Genomic DNA, 15828 nt, shown 5'->3' with positions numbered 1-15828 from the left:
CACCACCCACGGCATCACCGTCGAACGAGTACTCACCGACAACGGCTCCTGCTACAAGTCCCGACTCTGGCGAGACACCCTCACCACAGCCGGGATCACCCACAAACGCACCCGCCCCTACCGGCCGCAGACCAACGGCAAAGTCGAGCGGTTCAACCGCACACTGCTCGACGAATGGGCCTACCAACGGCCCTACACCAGCAACACCGAACGCACCCAGGCCCTGGCAGACTTCCTGCACACCTACAACCACCACCGCAGCCACACCGCGCTCGGCGGCCACCCACCCATCAGCCGAATCAACAACCCTGCGGGTCAATACACCTAGGCCGTGTCCCGGGAGTCTCGTCGGGCGGCAGTAGCGGGCGAGGGCCCCGGAGACGGCACCGCCGCGACGCCCGAATACAACCCGGTATGAGGACGTCGCGGCGGCACCGCCTCCGGGTCTCTCGCCCGCGCCTGCCACCAAACGAACTCCCGGGACACGGCCTAGCGTTCGTAGAGGACGTCTGTGTCGTTCGTGAGGTGGCCGTCGTACGGGCCCACCTTCGTGATGCGCGCGCCGTCGCGGAACACGACCTGCAGTCCGTGTTCCTCCTCCCAACCGCACTCGGCCTCGACGGAGACGTAGACCGGCTCACCGTCACCGTCGCGGCTCACCGTGACCTGGTGCCGCGCGAACGTGACGTGGTCCCAGACGTCGGCGGGACCGGCGATGCGGGGGAAGTCGTCCAGCTCGTCGCCGAAGACCTCGCCCATGTGCCGGTAGTAGTCGAAGACGCCGTCCGCCGCCGCCTCCAGCGCTGTGCGGTCCAGTGCGAGGAAAGCGCGGACCGCGGCGTGGAAGTCCTCCTGTGCCGGGTCGTCCGCGTAACCGTCCACGTGGAACGGGAGCGTGATGCCGCCCAGCACGGGCACCGGGACCGGCGCGCTCACCAGACTGCCGTACTCGTCCTCGGTCAGGGTGCCGAGTCCAGGGATCTCCACGGGGCCATCTTAGGAAGGTGGGGCGCACTGGCGGCCGTGGTGCCGGACCGGAAGACCCACGCGCCCAAGCGGAGCCACCCGGCAGGCACACCCGTGCGCCCCACCCACCGGTGCCCCGCAAGAACACCGGCATGCGCTGACTCCGGCCGAGTGGCACATCGTCCGCAGTCAAACAAGCCACGCGAAGACAATCACACGCGTGGCGCCCGGTGGTATCGCGCAGCCGGTGATCTAGCCGAAAGTTACGGCGGACAACGCTTTCCGCATGACTTCCTGCGGCGCGGGCAGGCCGGTGAACTGCTCCACCTGCCCGAAAGCCTGGTGCAGCAACATGTCCAGGCCCGTGGCGAGCCTCGTTCCCGAGGCCTCGACCGCCTCGGCGACCGGCGTGGGCCACGGGTGGTAGATCACGTCCAGCACGTAGGGCGCCTTGGCCAGGTCGGCCGCGAGCGGCGCGGTGGCCTCGGCGGGCACCGTCGACACCACCACGTCCGACGCTCCGGCCAGCACACCCAGGTCCACAGAGGACAGTGCGAGGACCTCGACGGTGATGCCGACGCGGGACGCGGTCTCCACGGCCTCCGCCGCACGCGACGGATCGCGCACCACCAGGGAGGCCGAAGAGATGCCCAGTGCGGCGAACCCGGCCAGCGCGGCCGTCGCCGTCCCGCCCGCGCCGACCACCACGCCGTGGGTGCCGCCGGAGAAACCCTTCTCCCGCAACGCTCCGACCACGCCGTCCACGTCGGTGCAGTCGGCGTGCCACTCGGAACCCCTGCGCACCAGCGTGTTCGCCGCACCGACGGCCGCGGCCCTCGGGGTCACGACGGACGCGAACGCCAGCGCGGCGCGTTTCGTCGGCATCGTGCACGACAGGCCCGCCCACTCCGGGCCGAGCGACGACACCAGCGCGGGCACGTCCGCCTCGGAGCACTCCAGCCGCGTGTACTCCCAGTCGAGGCCCAGCGCGGCGTACGCGGCGTTGTGCAGCACGGGAGAAAGGGAGTGCTCGATCGGCGAACCGATCACCGCCGCCTTGCGCACCACTAGTAGACGCCCTCCCGCTGGGCCTTCTTGTCGTTCGCGTCGTGCTCCTCGAACGTCTTCGCGAAGCAGGAGTTGCCGTTCTTGTCGCACTTCACGAAGTACAGGATGTCGCCGCCCTCGGGCTTCATCGCGGCGGCGATGGCCTGCTGCGACGGCGATCCGATCGGGGTCGGCGTCAGACCCCTGTTCTTGTAGGTGTTGTACGGCCCGTCGGCATCGCGGTCCTCGTCGGACGTGCGGATGTGGGGCTGGTTGTTCTTGTAGTTGATGGTCGAGTCGAACTGCAGCGGCATCGTCTGCGGCAGGAGCTTCAGGCGGTTGTAGATCACCTGGGACACCTTGCTGAAGTCCGGCTCGATCGCTTCCTTCTCGATCAGCGACGCGATGACGAGGATCTGGTACGGGCGGAAGCCCGTGTTCACCGTGCCGCCGGGGATGCCGGCACCCTGCAGTTTCTGCGCGGAGGACACGATGACGCTGCGGATCAGCTCGACCGCGCTCACACCCGGCTTGACCTGGTAGACGCCGCGCATGATCAGGCCTTCGAGGCGGAACTGCGGCTGGGCGGCCTTCACGTCCGCGAGCGCCCACTCCGGAACGCCGAGGGCGACCGGGTCGGTCTGCTCGGCGGCGGCCTTGATCTCGTCAGCGGTCAGGCACTTCTTCTCGCCGTCCTTCTCCGTGCAGCTCGCGTCGGCCAGCAGGGAGTAGATGCCCTTGACGGTCTTGTCGCCCACCTTGATGTCGGTGAGCTTGAGGCCGCCGACGACCTGGACGGCGGGGACGCGCGTCTTCGGGTCGATCATGCGGGCCACGGCCTCCTGGCCCGACATCTTCGTCTTCATCAGGTAGAAGCCGGGCTGGATCGACGTCACGCGGGCGTCGGTCTTGCTGGCCTCGGTGAAGGCGCGCGCGGAGGCGATGACGCCGTTGTCGTACAGGGTCGACGCGATCTTGCTGACCACGTCGCCGTCCTGGACCTCGACGATGGCGTCGGCCTCGCCGCTGCCCGCGTAGTCCTCGAACGACCCGATGCCGCGCAGCTCCTTGTAGCCGTAGTACGCGCCACCCAGGCCCACGGCGAGGACCAGCGCGACGACGAGCCACAGCACCGTCTTCTTGCGCTTCTTCGCCTTCGCCCTCGCGTTGTCCCGCTCGCGGTCGCGCTTTCTGACCGGGCGTCGCTCATCAACTTCGGGGTCGGTGAACAACCCGAGATCGTCGCCGCTCACGCCTCGTCCTTTCGGGCGGACACGAACCGTGCCCGTGCGTCCAGCCAAGATTGCAGGATCTCGACAGCGGCGGCCTGGTCGACCACGGCACGCTGCTTCTTGCCCTTCACACCGCGCTGTGCCAGCACCCGGCTCACCACGACCGTCGTCAGTCGTTCGTCGCTGAGCCGCACCGGCACGGGGGCGATGCGTCCGGCCAAGGCCGCAGCGTACGCGGCCGCCGATTCCGCTGCCGGGCCGTGTCTGCCTGCCAGTGTCTTCGGTAAGCCGACCACGACCTCCACGACGTCATGCTCGGCGACGAGACGTACGAGCTCGGTGAGGTCCGAGCCCCGCTTCTCGTCACGCTGGAGGGTAACCAGCGGAGTCGCCAGAAAAGCACCCGGATCGCTGAGAGAAATTCCCACTCGCACCGATCCGACGTCGACGCCGAGCCTCCGTCCGAGGCCCGGATCGTCGACACCGGCGACATCAGCGCTGCTCAAGCACCTTGTCCAGTTCGTTGGTGAGGACCGTGATGGCCTCCTCGACACCGGCCGGGTTCGTGCCGCCACCCTGGGCGAGGTCCGGCTTGCCGCCACCGCGGGCGGCGATGGCCGGGCCGAACACCGGGACGAGCTTGCCGGCGGCCAGGCCCAGGTCGCGGGCGGCGGCCGTGGTGGCCACCACGAAGCTGACCTTGTCGCCGTCGACCGAGAACAGGGCCACGACACCGGGCTTGTTGCCCAGGCGGTTGCGGACCTCGCCACCGAGGGTGCGCAGGTCGTTGCCCGACACGCCCTCCAGGCCGAGGGCCACGAGCGACAGGCCGCGGATGTCGAGGGCCTTGTCGGCCAGCGACCCGGCGTTGCCGAGCAGCTGGGCGGCGCGGACCTTCTCGAGCTCCTTCTCGGCGGACTTCAGGCGCTCGACCAGCGACTCGATCCGCTCGGGCAGGCCGTCGGAGCCGACCTTGAGCATGTCGGAGAGGTTCTGCACGATGGCGCGTTCCTTGGCCAGGAACCGCATGGCCTCGATGCCGACGTAGGCCTCCAGGCGGCGCACGCCGGACCCGACCGAGGACTCACCCAGCAGGGTGATCGGGCCGATCTGCGACGAGTGCTCGACGTGGGTGCCACCGCAGAGCTCGCGCGACCAGGGGCCGCCGATCTCGACGACGCGCACCGTCTCGTCGTAGGTCTCGCCGAACAGGGCGACGGCACCCATGTCCTGGGCACCGGCCATGTCGGTGTAGACGACGGCGACCGGCAGGTCCTTGCGCACGGCGAGGTTCGAGACCTCTTCGATCTCGCTCTTGGCCTCGGCGGACAGACCACCGGTCCAGGCGAAGTCGAGGCGCAGGTAACCGGGCTTGTTGTACGAACCGCTCTGCAGGGCCGACGGGCCGAGCACCTGGCGCAGGGCGGCGTGCACGACGTGCGTGCCCGAGTGGCCCTGGCGGGCGCCGACGCGCCACTCCGGGTCGACGCGGGCCTCGACGTGCTCGCCCTCGGCCACCTCGCCGGAGCGCACGCGCACCTGGTGCACCCACAGCTTGCGGGCGACCTTCTGCACGTCGAGCACTTCCAGCTCGGCGTTGCCGGTGACGATCGTGCCGGCGTCGGACTCCTGGCCACCGGACTCGGCGTAGAGCGGCGTGCGGTCGAGGACGACCTCGACGATGTCGCCCTCGCGAGCCGACTTCACCCGCTGGCCGTTCAGCACGATGCCGCGCAGCGTGGCCTCGGAGGCGAGCTCGGTGTAGCCGGTGAACTCGGTCGGGCCCTGCTCGAGCAGCTCGCGGTAGACCGACTGGTCGCCGTGGCCGGTCTTCTTGCCGGCGGCGTCGGCCTTGGCGCGGGCGCGCTGCTCGGCCATCAGCTTGCGGAAGCCGTCCTCGTCGACCGAGAGACCGGCCTCGGAGGCCATCTCCAGCGTGAGGTCGATCGGGAAGCCGTAGGTGTCGTGCAGCTGGAAGGCCTTGTCACCGGGCAGCGTGGCGCGGCCGTCGGACTTCACCTCGCCGGCGGCGTTCTCGAAGATCCGCGAACCGGCGTCGAGCGTGCGGAGGAACGTGTCCTCCTCGGCCTTGAGCACCTGCTGGATGCGGGCGAAGCCGCTGACCAGCTCGGGGTAGGCCTCGCCCATCGAGTCGCGGACGACCTCGGCGAACGTCTGCAGCACCGGCTCGGTCACGCCGAGCAGGCGCGAGCTGCGGACGATGCGGCGCAGCAGGCGGCGCAGCACGTAGCCGCGGGCCTCGTTGCCGGGCGTGACGCCGTCGCCGACGAGCAGCACACCGCTGCGGGCGTGGTCGGCGATGACGCGGAAGCGGACGTCGTCGGTCTCGTTGGCGCCGTACTTGCGGCCGGAGAGCTCCTCGGCCTTGTTGATGACGGCGCGGACCAGGTCGGTCTCGTAGACGTTGTCGACGCCCTGCAGCAGGTAGGCGACGCGCTCGACGCCCATGCCGGTGTCGATGTTCTTCGACGGCAGCTCACCGATGACCGGGTAGTCCTTCTTGGCACCACCCTCGCCGCGGATGTTCTGCATGAAGACGAGGTTCCAGATCTCGAGGTACCTGTCCTCGTCGACGACCGGGCCGCCCTCCTTGCCGTAGGCGGGGCCGCGGTCGTAGTAGATCTCCGAGCACGGGCCGCACGGGCCGGGGACGCCCATCGACCAGAAGTTGTCCTCGATGCCGCGGCGCTGGATGCGCTCGAGCGGCATGCCGGCGACCTTCTGCCACAGCTCGATGGCCTCGTCGTCGGTCTCGTAGACGGTGACCCAGATGCGCTCGGGGTCGAAGCCGTAGCCGCCCTCGTCCTGGGACTTGGTGATCAGCTCCCAGGCCAGGCGGATGGCGTCTTCCTTGAAGTAGTCGCCGAGCGAGAAGTTGCCGGCCATCTGGAAGAACGTGAGGTGGCGCGTCGTCTTGCCGACCTCGTCGATGTCGGGCGTGCGCACGCACTTCTGGATGCTCGTCATCCGCGGGGCGGGCGGCGGGGCCTCGCCGAGGAAGTACGGCTTGAACGGCACCATGCCGGCGTTGACGAACAGCAGGTTCGGGTCGTCGAGCAGCAGGGAGGCGCTGGGGATGTACTTGTGCCCGGCGTTCTCGAAGTGCTCGCGGAAGCGCTTGATGATCTCGTGGGTCTGCACGGGAAGTTCCTAAGTGTGTTGCTGGGGAGTTGTCAGGGCACGCTCACGAGGCGAACGGTCAGTGCTTCCCGTTCGCCCTGGGCGCTCGACGCCCCGGCGTGAATCCCGTCTGACGCTCCACGGTGTCCTGCAACTCCTGTTCCCGTTCGGCCATTCCCTGCCGCACCTCGGCCCCGAAGGAACCGATGGCGCCGGCGAGTTCGCGCAGGCCTTCACCCACGTTAGCGCCGATGCCGGCGGGAGTCGCCTGCTTTGTCACCTCGGCGGCCTTCTTCGCGACGAAGAGGCCGGCCGCGGCACCCAGGCCGAACCAGAACAGGCGGCTCATCGCGCACCCCGCTTCGGGCGGCGCTTGGCGTGCTTGTTCGGCTGCTCGGCGGCCTTGCGGCGGGCCTTGACGGCCTTGCTCACGCCGTAGGACAGCGCGGCGGCCTTGACCAGCGGCCCGCCGAGCGTGGCGGTGAACAGGCTGGTGAGCGCGGAGACGTTGCCCGTGACGGCACGCGCGTTGGCGGTGATGCCGTCGACGCGCTCGAGCTGCGTGTTGACGTGCGTGAGCGTCGTGTTGGCCTCGGTGAACAGCGGGTCCGTGTTCTCGTGGGCCTTGCGCATGGCGATCGTCGCTTCGTCGAAGAAGCGCGCGGCCTTGAACGCCGGAATCGCCAGCAGCAGCACGAGCAGCACGAAGGCACCGGCGGCGAGCCACCCTGGCGACACAGATCCTCCTGGTGAACAGGCGTTCGGGCTTGGTTGCGGGTGAGATTACCGGGTGGGTCCGACATCCACGTGGGCGGCCTGTTTTGTTGATCTTCAACGACCTGTGGTGCCGTCGATCCGCTCGCGGAGGACGTCGGCGTGACCCGCCTGCCGGGCGGTCTCGGTGTTCCTGTGCGCGAGCAGCCACCGCAGCGTCTTGCGGACGTCGTCGACCGGCACGGCCGGCAGCGCCCGCGGTCTCGCCCGCGAGGTGGTGGGCGAACCGCCCGCGTTCGACCTCGGCCATTGACGCGTGGCCGTCACCGCCTGTGAAATACCCGTCACACAGGGCTTGACAGCGGCGGCCCTGAGGCGTGGAGTAAGGCAATCCTAACTTGATCCGCCCAGGAGGCCTCGTGAAGCCGGTGTCGCACCTGGACTCCTACCGGCCGCAGATCACCGCGGGCCCGCCTCCGGTCCCGGAGCTGTCGATGCCGTGGGACGCCCGCGTGGCGCGTTCGGACGGCTACGACCTGCACCTCGTCCACCGGTGGAACTCCGCGCCGCACGTCGCCGCGTTCTGGCGCCAGGCCTGGACGCTGCCCCGCTGGGAGACCGAGCTGCGGGCGCAGCTCGACGGCGACGACGTGCGGCCGTTGCTGATCAGCTGGCACGGCCGTCCGGTGATCTACGCCGAGGTCTACCGCGCGGCCAGGCACGCCGTCGGCGGCTGCTACCTGGCACGGCCGCACGACCTGGGCCTGAACCTCGCGGTCGGCGATCTCGCGATGACCGACCGCGGGCTCGTGCGGGCGCTGCTCCCCCGGCTCACCGACGCGCTGTTCGAGGCCGACCCGCACTGCACGCGGATCGTGCTGGAGCCGGACGTGCGCAACACCCGTGCCATCCGGTCGTTCGAGGCCGGTGGGTTCGTGGCGGCGGACGAGGTCGTGCTGCCCGGCAAGGTCGCGCTGCTGATGGTGTGCAAGCGCTGAGCCGCAGACCGGAGGGAGCGCGACGCACCGGGGCGCTAGAAAGCGGTGATGTCCTGCGGTGCGCGTTCCTTGCGGCTGAGCGCGCGCACCAGGTCGATCCCGCTGCGCTTGTTGAGCGCCAGCCGGGTCAGCAGGTCGATGACCGTTTCGTTGACCTGGCACGGGAACTCGGGCGTCGGCACGCCGACGCTCACCGCGAGGTCGTCGGAGTGCACGACGAACTCCATCAGCCGGCTCACCAGGTACTCGTCCAGCGCCACCGACCACGGTCCCCAGTGCGGCATGCGCACCCCGCGGTCCTCCAGGCCGGGCAACGACTTCTCGAGCTCCACCAGCGCCTGCTCGAACCGCTCGCACAGGTCGCCGTGGCCTCCGGAGGCCAGCTTCTCGCCGCCCGCGCGGATGCGGGTGTGGAACTCCGAGTCGAGGTCGAGGTCCGTCCACTTGGCCCGCTCGTAGTGCTCCATCAGCGGAACGACCGGCTCGTCGCCCGGAGGCGCCTGGATCATCGACGGCAGCGGCAGGGCCTGGTAGGCGAGGTGGCCCGCGAGGCCGCTGACCCCGAACTCCGGCAGGGCGCTCGGCTGGTCCCACTTCGCCGCGACCTGCTCGTGGCGCAGGAGGCCGAGGGCTGTGTGAGCGGTGGTCAGGAAGTCTTCTCTGATCGTCACCACGCCGAAGTTACGCGGCTCTACAGGTGCTCGGAGTAGAAAGCGGCGAGCCGGTCCACCGCGGCGTCCACGTACTCGGGCACGTCGTACATCTCGTAGTGCCCCGCACCCTCGACGACCATGAGGCCGGCGGGGTTCGGTGCCGCCTTCCACAGCCGCATGCCCGCCTCGTAGCTGCCGGTGTTGCCACGGCGGCCGGCCAGGACCACCTGCAGCGGCTGGGTGAGGAGCGGGTCGACCAGGTGGAACGGGTCGTAGCCGAGCAGCAGCGCGTCACCGCGCGCCAGGCGGCGGTTCGTCGAGTGCTCGCTGCGGCCGCGTTCGGTGCGGTAGAAGGTGATCGCCTGGGTGGTGTCGAGGTCGGTCAGCCCCGCGGCCTCCGCGTCGGACAGCGTGTCGGGCAGCCAGTTCAGGCGGGTCAGCTCACCCGTGCGGTTCTCCTCGGTGCGCGCCGCCGCCATGGCGTCCAGCGCGGCCACCGGGCCGTCCGGCTGGAACCCGCGGAACGACGCGCCCATGTCGCCCGGGACGACGGTGCCGACGGCCTTGATGCGGTGGTCGGTGCGGGCGGTGTGCACGGCGTAACCGCCGCCGGCGCAGATGCCGAGAACGCCGATGCGGTCGGGATCGACGCCGGGCAGGGTGCTCAGCGCGTCGATCGCGTAGGAGATGTCCTCGCCGCGGCGGTACGGGTCTTCGAGGTCGCGCGGTTCGCCCCCGCTGCGGCCCTGGTGGGAGGGGTCGAAGACGAGGGCCGTGATCCCCTTGGCGGCGAGGCGCGACGCGTAGTTCGCGCCGATCTGCTCCTTGACGCTGCTGCCGGGGGTGGAGAGCACGACCGCCCGCGGCGGCGCGGACTCGTCGTCGGGCACGTGCAGGTCTGCCGCGAGCTCGATCGGCCCGCGCGGGATCGTCAGGTGGCGCAGCACAGGACGACGCTCCTCCCGTATCGTTCGGATGTAGTCAAGTTCAAGAGCACTAATAGTACGTAACTGAACTAGTTCCGAACTGTACCACTTCGGGAGGGACCCATGCCCGTCGACGGCGCTGAGCTGTGGACGCTGAACCACCGTCTGCTGACGGTCGTGCTGGACGCCTGCACGGCGGAGCTGACCGCGCTGGGCCTGGACCCGAAGGAGTTCTTCGTGCTCGCCGAGGCACCGGCCTCGCCCTACCCGGCCGAGCTCGCCGCCAAGCTGGTGATCCCCAAGGCGAGCATGACGGTCTACGTGCGCAACCTCGTCGCGAAGGGGTTCATGCGGCGCGAGATCGACGACGCGGACCTGCGGCGCCACCGCCTCGTGCTCACCGCGGAGGGCGAGAACGCGCGGACCCGCGCCCTCACGGCGCTCGCGGCGGAGTTCGACCGCAGGCTGGCGAAGGTCACCTCGCGCGACCGCACCGAACTCGAGCGGATCCTGCGCGAGCTGCTCGCCTGATCACTCGCCCCGGATCACCCTGCGCAGGCGTGGCAGCCGTTCCGCGACGGCGCGCTCGTTGCCGCGCCCGGTCGGCTCGTAGTAGTCGCGGCCCACCAGGTCGTCCGGCGCGTACTGCTGCGTGAGCACGCCTTCCGGCACGTCGTGCGGGTAGCGGTAGCCCTGCGCGTTGCCGAGCTTCGCCGCGCCCGCGTAGTGGCCGTCGCGCAGATGTGCGGGCACGGAACCGATGGCGCCCTTGCGGACGTCCTCGATCGCCGCGTAGATCGCGGTCGTGACGGCGTTCGACTTCGGCGCGGTGGCGAGGTGGATGGTGGCCTGCGCGAGGTTCAGCGTGCACTCGGGCAGCCCGATGAGCTGCACGGCCTGAGCCGCCGCCACGCACGTCTGCAGCGCCGTGGGGTCGGCCATGCCGACGTCCTCGCTGGCGTGGATGACGAGCCGCCGCGCGATGAACCGCGGGTCCTCGCCCGCCTCGATCATGCGCGCGAGGTAGTGCAGGGCCGCGTCGACGTCGGAGCCGCGGATCGACTTGATGAACGCCGACGTCACGTCGTAGTGCTGGTCGCCGTCGCGGTCGTAGCGCACCGCCGCCTTGTCCACGGTGGACTCCAGCAGCGGAAGCGTGATCACGCCGTCGTTCGACGCCAGCGCCGAGTCGGCCGCCGCTTCGAGGGCCGTCAACGACCGGCGCGCGTCGCCTCCCGCCAGGCGGATCAGGTGGTCCTCCGCCTCGGGTTCGAGCGTCACGGACCCGCCGAGGCCGCGTTCGTCGGACACCGCGCGCTGGATCACCGACCGCACGCCGTCATCGGTCAACGACTTGAGCTGCAACACGAGAGAGCGCGACAGCAACGGCGACACGACGCTGAAGAACGGGTTCTCCGTGGTCGCCGCCACGAGCAGCACGATCCGGTCCTCGACCGCGCCCAGCAGCGCGTCCTGCTGCGTCTTGGAGAAGCGGTGCACCTCGTCGATGAACAGCACGGTCGACTCGCCGGACCGCACCAGGCGGCGCCGGGCCTCGTCGATGACCGCGCGCATCTCCTTGACGCCCGCCGACAGCGCGCTCAAGGCCACGAACCGGCGACCGGTCGCCTTCGACACCAGCGTCGCGAGGGTCGTCTTGCCGGTGCCGGGAGGGCCGTAGAGCATCACGGACGCCGGCGTGGCGCCCTCGACCAGCCGGCGCAGCGGCGCACCCGGTCCGAGCAGGTGGTCCTGGCCGACGACCTCGTCCAGCGTGGCCGGACGCATCCGCACGGCCAGCGGCGCGTTGGCCGCGATCCGTTCGGCCTTCTCCTCCTCGGTGGCGCCGAACAGGCCCTCGTCGAACAGACCTTCGCTCATGCGTTCGAGCCTAGGTCATGTGGGAGGATCGCGTTCCGTGCCCATCCCCCGTGCCGTGCTGCTCGCCGGACCCTCCGGCTCCGGCAAGTCGACTCTCGCCGCCCACCTCGGCTGGCCCGTGCTCCGCCTGGACGACTTCTACCGCGACGGCGACGACCCGCTGCTGCCCCGCGACGAGCACGGCAGGGCCGACTGGGACGACATCGGTTCGTGGAACGCGGACAAGGCGTTGCAGGCGATCATCGAGCTCTCGAACACCGGACGGGTCGAGGCGCCGGTCTACTCGATCAGCGAGGACCGCGCGGTCGGCACGCAGGTGATCGAGCTCGGCGACGCGCCCGCGTTCATCGCGGAGGGACTGTTCGCGGACCTGCTGGTCCAGGGCGCGCGGGAGGCCGGGGTGCTGCGGGACGCGATCGTGCTCGCGCCCAGTCCGCCCGTGACGTTCGTGCGCCGGTTCGCCCGGGACGTGGCCGAGGCCCGCAAGCCGGTGCCGACGCTCGTCCGGCGCGGTCTGCGGCTCATGCGCGAGCAGCCGCAGGTGGTCAGGAGGTGCGTCAGCGCGGGCATGCGGCGCACGACACCGGCCAAGGCGAGGACCGAGCTCGTTTCGTGATCGTGTTGCCCGGTGGCGGTGGGGCTGATCTGGCAAGATGCCGCTCACACCACGACCGGGGGTAGCCGAGATGTCCGAAACGCCCGGCTGGTCGTCACCCGACCAGCCCCAGAACCAGCCGCAGCAGCCCGGCCAGCCGCAGTACGGCCAGCAGCCGGGGCCGCAGTACGGCTACAACGCCCCGCCGCCGCCCGGAGCGCAGCCGACGATCAAGCCCGGTGTGATCCCGCTGCGCCCGCTCGCGGTCGGCGAGATCGTGGACGGCGCCATCACGACGATGCGCCGCTACCCGAAGCTGATCATCGGCGCGGCCGCCGTGGTCGCCGCGGTCACGCAGATCGTCGGCCTGCTGGCGCAGCTGCCGTTCCTCGACGACCTCACCGCGGTCGCGACGCTCGACCCGAACACGGTGACGCAGGAACAGGCGATCGACCAGCTCACGGACACGTTGGTCGGCATCTTCACCGGCGCGTTCCTGAGCGTCCTGCTGCTGCTGATCGGCACGGTGTTCCTGTCGGGCTTCATCACGGTCATCGTGGGTCACGCCGTGCTGGGCAAGCCGGTGACGTTCCAGCAGGCGTGGGAGGAGTTCAAGCCGCGGCTGCTGCCGTTGCTCGGCGCGACGCTGCTCTCCGGTCTCGTGATCACCATCGGCTTCGTCCTCTGCATCGTGCCCGGCGTCTGGCTGTGGGTGCTGTTCGCCCTGGTCACGCCCGCGCTGGTGCTGGAGCGCTGCGGTGTCACGGCCGCGTTCGGCCGCTCGAAGAAGCTCGTGGACGGCGCCTGGTGGCGGACGTTCGGCATCCTGCTGCTCACCGTCGTGATCGGCTGGGTGATCAGCTGGATCATCAGCCTCCCGTTCGGCCTGCTGGGCGCGGCGACGACCGGTTTCTCCGCCGACCCGACGGCGGCGCTGAGCATCGGTTCGCTGGTCCTGTCGACGATCGGCGCGATCATCGCCTCGACGATCACGCTGCCGTTCAGCTCCGCGGTGACCGTGCTGGTCTACGTCGACCGCCGGATGCGCTCCGAGGGCATGGACATCGAACTCCAGCGGGCCGCAGGGCATGGCGGTCTCTGACGTACCGGTAGATCTCGGCCGCGACGAGGCGAGGGAGGCGGCCGTCCGGGAGCTCAGCGACCCGGCGTACGTCTCCGACGACCCGAACCCGCTGGAACGCGCCATCGACTGGGTGCTCACCCGCCTCGGCGAGCTCTTCGCCGGGGCGGGTGGCATGAGCGGCATCACCGCTGTGACGGTCGTCGTGGCCGTCGTGGTGCTGATCGTCATCATCTTCAGGCTCCGCGTCGGCCGCACGGGCCGTGCGCTGCGGTCGGGTGACAAGGTGTTCGGCACCACCGTCATGAGCGCCGCCGAGCACCGTGCCGCCGCCGAGAAGGCCGCGGCGGAGGGCGACTTCGCCGAGGCCGTGCGCGAACGCTTCCGCGCCGTGGTGCGCGAACTGGAGCACCAGGGCGTGCTCGACGCGAGGGCCGGCCGCACCGTGGACGAGGTGGCCTTCGAGGCGGGGCGGGCGCTTCCGGTGCTCGCCGACGACCTGCGCGGGGCGGCGGTGCAGTTCGACGACGTCTGGTACGGCGGCAGGCCCGCGACGGCGGAGGGGTACCGGCAGCTGGTGTCCGTGGACGGCAAGGTGCGCGGATGACGGCGGTCTCCCCCGACGCCCGGCGGATCTGGACGGCCGCGCGCGGCCCGCTGCTGATCGGCGTGGTCATCCTCTTCGCGGCGATCGTGATCACGTTGCTGCGCGGCAGCGGTGAGGGCGGCGCGCTCGACCCCCGCTCGTTCCGGCCGGAGGGCAGCCACGCGCTCGCCGACCTGCTGGAGCAGAACGGCGTGCGCGTCGAGCTCACCGACGACGCGTCCTCCGTGGAGGGCGCGACGCTGTTCGTGCCCCAGCCGAACCTGATCGAACCGGAGCGCCTCGCGGACCTGAGCCGCCGGGCCGCCGCGACCGTGCTCCTCGCGCCCGCCACGGGGGTGGCGCGGGTGGAACCTGAGACCCGTCAGCCGGGCTGCCCGCTGGCTGGGAGAGCGGGCGCGGCGACCATGGGCGGGTTCGTCTACGAGGGCGAACAACGGTGCTACGACTCGACGTTGGTGCGCACCGGCACGGTGACGACGCTCGGGTACGGCGGCATCTTCACCAACCGCGACATCGACTCCGAGGGCAACGCGGCGCTCGCGTTGTCGTTGCTGGGCCAGCACGAACGCCTCGTCTGGTACGTGCCGTCGGCGGCGGACAGGGCGCAGCAGAAGTCGCTGACCGACCTCATCCCGGACGGCTGGAAGTTCGCCGCTCTGCAACTCGGGATCGCGGCCGTGGTGATCGCGCTGTGGCGGGCGCGCAGGCTCGGCCGGGTGGTGCCCGAACCGCTCCCGGTCGTCGTGCGCGCCGCCGAGACCGTGGAGGGCAGGGCCCGGCTCTACCGCCGGTCGCACGCGGCCTCACACGCCGCCGCGGTGCTGCGGCAGGCGACCCGGGACCGGCTGGCACCGCTGCTGGGGGTGCCTCCGGGCGATGACCCGTCGGAGGAGATCGCCCGCAGGACCACGCGTTCCGCCGCCGCGGTGCGGGCGCTGCTGTACGACGACGGGCCGGTGGACGACCGGGGGCTGGTCGCGCTGGCCGCTGAACTGGACGCTGTGGAGAACGAGGTGCGCAAGGGATGACGGCAGTGGTCACCACCGAGGAAGCCCGCACGGCGCTGGTGGCGTTGCGCGCGGAGATCGGCAAGGCCGTGGTGGGCAACGATGCCGCCGTGACGTCGCTGATCCTCGCGTTGCTGTGCAAGGGACACGTGCTGTTGGAGGGTGTTCCGGGCGTCGCGAAGACGTTGCTCGTGCGTGCGCTTGCGCGCGCGTTGGACCTGTCGACGACGCGCGTGCAGTTCACCCCGGACCTGATGCCCGGCGACCTGACGGGGTCGTTGGTCTACGACTCGCACAACGCGGCGTTCTCGTTCCGCGAGGGCCCGGTCTTCACGAACCTGCTGCTGGCCGACGAGATCAACCGGACGCCGCCGAAGACGCAGTCGGCGTTGCTGGAGGCGATGGAGGAACGGCAGGTCTCCGCGGACGGCAAGACCCGGCCGCTGCCGTCGCCGTTCATCGTCGTGGCGACGCAGAACCCGGTGGAGTACGAGGGCACCTACCCGTTGCCCGAAGCGCAGCTCGACCGGTTCCTGCTGAAGGTGACGATGCCGGTTCCGGCGCGGGAGCACGAGATCGACGTGCTCACCCGGCACGCGTCCGGGTTCGACCCGCGTGACCTTTCCGGTTTGTCCGCGGTCGCCGGGGCTGAACACCTCGATGCCGGTGCGGCTGCTGTGCGCGCGTTGACCGTGGCGCCGGAGGTGATCGCGTATGTCGTCGACGTGTGCCGTGCGACTCGCCAGTCCCCCGCTGTGCGTTTGGGCGTTTCTCCGCGTGGAGCAACGGCTTTGCTGGCTGCCGCACGCGCGTGGGCGTGGCTCTCGGGTCGTGACTACGTGACGCCGGACGACGTGAAGTCGCTCGCACGGCCCGCGTTGCGGCATCGGCTGGAGCTGCGTCCGGAGGCCGAACTGGAGGGCGTGACGGCGGACGGCGTGCTGGACGGTGTGCTCGGCTCCGTTCAGGTGCCGCGCTGA

19 protein-coding genes are annotated in these 15828 nt (G+C 70.4%); 8 read left to right on the top strand and 11 right to left on the bottom strand.

Annotated features, from left to right (window positions below; all coding sequences use genetic code 11):
- Window positions 1–328: integrase core domain-containing protein (locus BMY74_RS40245; RefSeq protein ID WP_143091914.1), on the top strand; the 328-nt coding region annotated here is incomplete at its 5' end.
- A gap of 161 nt (window positions 329–489) precedes the next feature.
- Here BMY74_RS40245 and BMY74_RS40240 read toward each other — a convergent pair.
- From BMY74_RS40240 to BMY74_RS46900, 8 genes are all read right to left on the bottom strand, one after another.
- Window positions 490–987, bottom strand: coding sequence for a DUF6985 domain-containing protein (locus BMY74_RS40240; protein WP_089926413.1), 498 nt, complete (start codon window positions 985–987; stop codon window positions 490–492).
- 231 nt (window positions 988–1218) lie between these two features.
- Window positions 1219–2034 carry a shikimate dehydrogenase gene (locus BMY74_RS40235; protein ID WP_245786658.1) on the bottom strand — a complete coding sequence of 272 codons (816 nt, stop codon included), beginning with the start codon at window positions 2032–2034 and terminating at the stop codon, window positions 1219–1221.
- Window positions 2034–3266 (bottom strand): endolytic transglycosylase MltG, encoded by a 1233-nt coding sequence (gene mltG / locus BMY74_RS40230; protein ID WP_245786657.1) that lies wholly within the window; start codon window positions 3264–3266, stop codon window positions 2034–2036. Before mltG ends, BMY74_RS40235 begins: the two co-directional genes overlap by 1 nt.
- Window positions 3263–3751, bottom strand: coding sequence for a Holliday junction resolvase RuvX (gene ruvX, locus BMY74_RS40225; RefSeq protein ID WP_089926411.1), 489 nt, complete (start codon window positions 3749–3751; stop codon window positions 3263–3265). The genes mltG and ruvX overlap by 4 nt, the downstream gene beginning before the upstream one ends.
- A complete protein-coding gene (gene alaS / locus BMY74_RS40220; protein ID WP_089926408.1) occupies window positions 3738–6407 on the bottom strand; it encodes an alanine--tRNA ligase in 2670 nt (889 codons plus the stop codon). Before alaS ends, ruvX begins: the two co-directional genes overlap by 14 nt.
- 58 nt (window positions 6408–6465) lie before the next feature.
- Window positions 6466–6735, bottom strand: a complete 270-nt coding sequence (locus BMY74_RS40215; protein WP_089926404.1) for a hypothetical protein — start codon at window positions 6733–6735, stop codon at window positions 6466–6468.
- Window positions 6732–7124 carry a DUF948 domain-containing protein gene (locus BMY74_RS40210; protein ID WP_089926401.1) on the bottom strand — a complete coding sequence of 131 codons (393 nt, stop codon included), beginning with the start codon at window positions 7122–7124 and terminating at the stop codon, window positions 6732–6734. Before BMY74_RS40210 ends, BMY74_RS40215 begins: the two co-directional genes overlap by 4 nt.
- 93 nt (window positions 7125–7217) lie before the next feature.
- A complete protein-coding gene (locus BMY74_RS46900) occupies window positions 7218–7427 on the bottom strand; it encodes a mycothiol transferase (RefSeq protein WP_342718415.1) in 210 nt (69 codons plus the stop codon).
- A 92-nt stretch (window positions 7428–7519) separates the two neighbouring features.
- Here BMY74_RS46900 and BMY74_RS40200 point away from each other — a divergent pair, with 92 nt between their 5' ends.
- On the top strand, window positions 7520–8098 hold the full coding sequence (locus BMY74_RS40200; protein ID WP_089926397.1) for a GNAT family N-acetyltransferase: 579 nt from the start codon (window positions 7520–7522) through the stop codon (window positions 8096–8098).
- Window positions 8099–8133: 35 nt separating this feature from the next.
- Here BMY74_RS40200 and BMY74_RS40195 read toward each other — a convergent pair whose 3' ends face one another.
- A complete protein-coding gene (locus BMY74_RS40195; RefSeq protein ID WP_245786656.1) occupies window positions 8134–8769 on the bottom strand; it encodes a maleylpyruvate isomerase N-terminal domain-containing protein in 636 nt (211 codons plus the stop codon).
- A gap of 20 nt (window positions 8770–8789) precedes the next feature.
- Window positions 8790–9698: an alpha/beta hydrolase gene (locus BMY74_RS40190; RefSeq protein ID WP_089926392.1), complete on the bottom strand. Its 909-nt coding sequence runs from the start codon at window positions 9696–9698 to the stop codon at window positions 8790–8792.
- A 102-nt stretch (window positions 9699–9800) separates the two neighbouring features.
- Between BMY74_RS40190 and BMY74_RS40185 the strand changes: the two genes are divergently transcribed.
- On the top strand, window positions 9801–10208 hold the full coding sequence (locus tag BMY74_RS40185; RefSeq protein WP_089926389.1) for a MarR family winged helix-turn-helix transcriptional regulator: 408 nt from the start codon (window positions 9801–9803) through the stop codon (window positions 10206–10208).
- Here the strand turns inward: BMY74_RS40185 and BMY74_RS40180 are convergent, their stop codons facing one another.
- Window positions 10209–11558 carry a replication-associated recombination protein A gene (locus BMY74_RS40180; RefSeq protein WP_089926386.1) on the bottom strand — a complete coding sequence of 450 codons (1350 nt, stop codon included), beginning with the start codon at window positions 11556–11558 and terminating at the stop codon, window positions 10209–10211.
- 37 nt (window positions 11559–11595) lie between these two features.
- Between BMY74_RS40180 and BMY74_RS40175 the strand changes: the two genes are divergently transcribed.
- The 5 genes from BMY74_RS40175 (at window position 11596) to BMY74_RS40155 (ending at window position 15828) form a co-directional block, all read left to right on the top strand.
- Window positions 11596–12174, top strand: a complete 579-nt coding sequence (locus BMY74_RS40175) for a uridine kinase family protein (RefSeq protein WP_245786655.1) — start codon at window positions 11596–11598, stop codon at window positions 12172–12174.
- A gap of 70 nt (window positions 12175–12244) precedes the next feature.
- Window positions 12245–13255: a DUF7847 domain-containing protein gene (locus BMY74_RS40170; protein WP_089926381.1), complete on the top strand. Its 1011-nt coding sequence runs from the start codon at window positions 12245–12247 to the stop codon at window positions 13253–13255.
- Window positions 13242–13841, top strand: a complete 600-nt coding sequence (locus BMY74_RS40165; protein ID WP_089926377.1) for a DUF4129 domain-containing protein — start codon at window positions 13242–13244, stop codon at window positions 13839–13841. The genes BMY74_RS40170 and BMY74_RS40165 overlap by 14 nt, the downstream gene beginning before the upstream one ends.
- Window positions 13838–14869 carry a DUF4350 domain-containing protein gene (locus BMY74_RS40160; protein ID WP_089926374.1) on the top strand — a complete coding sequence of 344 codons (1032 nt, stop codon included), beginning with the start codon at window positions 13838–13840 and terminating at the stop codon, window positions 14867–14869. Before BMY74_RS40165 ends, BMY74_RS40160 begins: the two co-directional genes overlap by 4 nt.
- On the top strand, window positions 14866–15828 hold the full coding sequence (locus tag BMY74_RS40155) for an AAA family ATPase (RefSeq protein WP_089926370.1): 963 nt from the start codon (window positions 14866–14868) through the stop codon (window positions 15826–15828). The genes BMY74_RS40160 and BMY74_RS40155 overlap by 4 nt, the downstream gene beginning before the upstream one ends.

The organism is Lentzea albida, from assembly GCF_900111005.1.
Classification (GTDB): domain Bacteria; phylum Actinomycetota; class Actinomycetes; order Mycobacteriales; family Pseudonocardiaceae; genus Lentzea; species Lentzea albida.
The sequence above is the reverse complement of the archived record's forward strand: the minus strand, read 5'-3'. Positions and strand labels throughout refer to the sequence as shown.

Coding starts and splice junctions, on each gene's coding strand:
- BMY74_RS40215 (WP_089926404.1), bottom strand. CDS start 6,735: ATGAGCCGCCTGTTCTGGTTCGGCCTGGGTGCCGCGGCCGGCCTCTTC.
- BMY74_RS40185 (WP_089926389.1), top strand. CDS start 9,801: ATGCCCGTCGACGGCGCTGAGCTGTGGACGCTGAACCACCGTCTGCTG.
- BMY74_RS40180 (WP_089926386.1), bottom strand. CDS start 11,558: ATGAGCGAAGGTCTGTTCGACGAGGGCCTGTTCGGCGCCACCGAGGAG.
- BMY74_RS40170 (WP_089926381.1), top strand. CDS start 12,245: ATGTCCGAAACGCCCGGCTGGTCGTCACCCGACCAGCCCCAGAACCAG.
- BMY74_RS40165 (WP_089926377.1), top strand. CDS start 13,242: ATGGCGGTCTCTGACGTACCGGTAGATCTCGGCCGCGACGAGGCGAGG.
- BMY74_RS40160 (WP_089926374.1), top strand. CDS start 13,838: ATGACGGCGGTCTCCCCCGACGCCCGGCGGATCTGGACGGCCGCGCGC.
- BMY74_RS40155 (WP_089926370.1), top strand. CDS start 14,866: ATGACGGCAGTGGTCACCACCGAGGAAGCCCGCACGGCGCTGGTGGCG.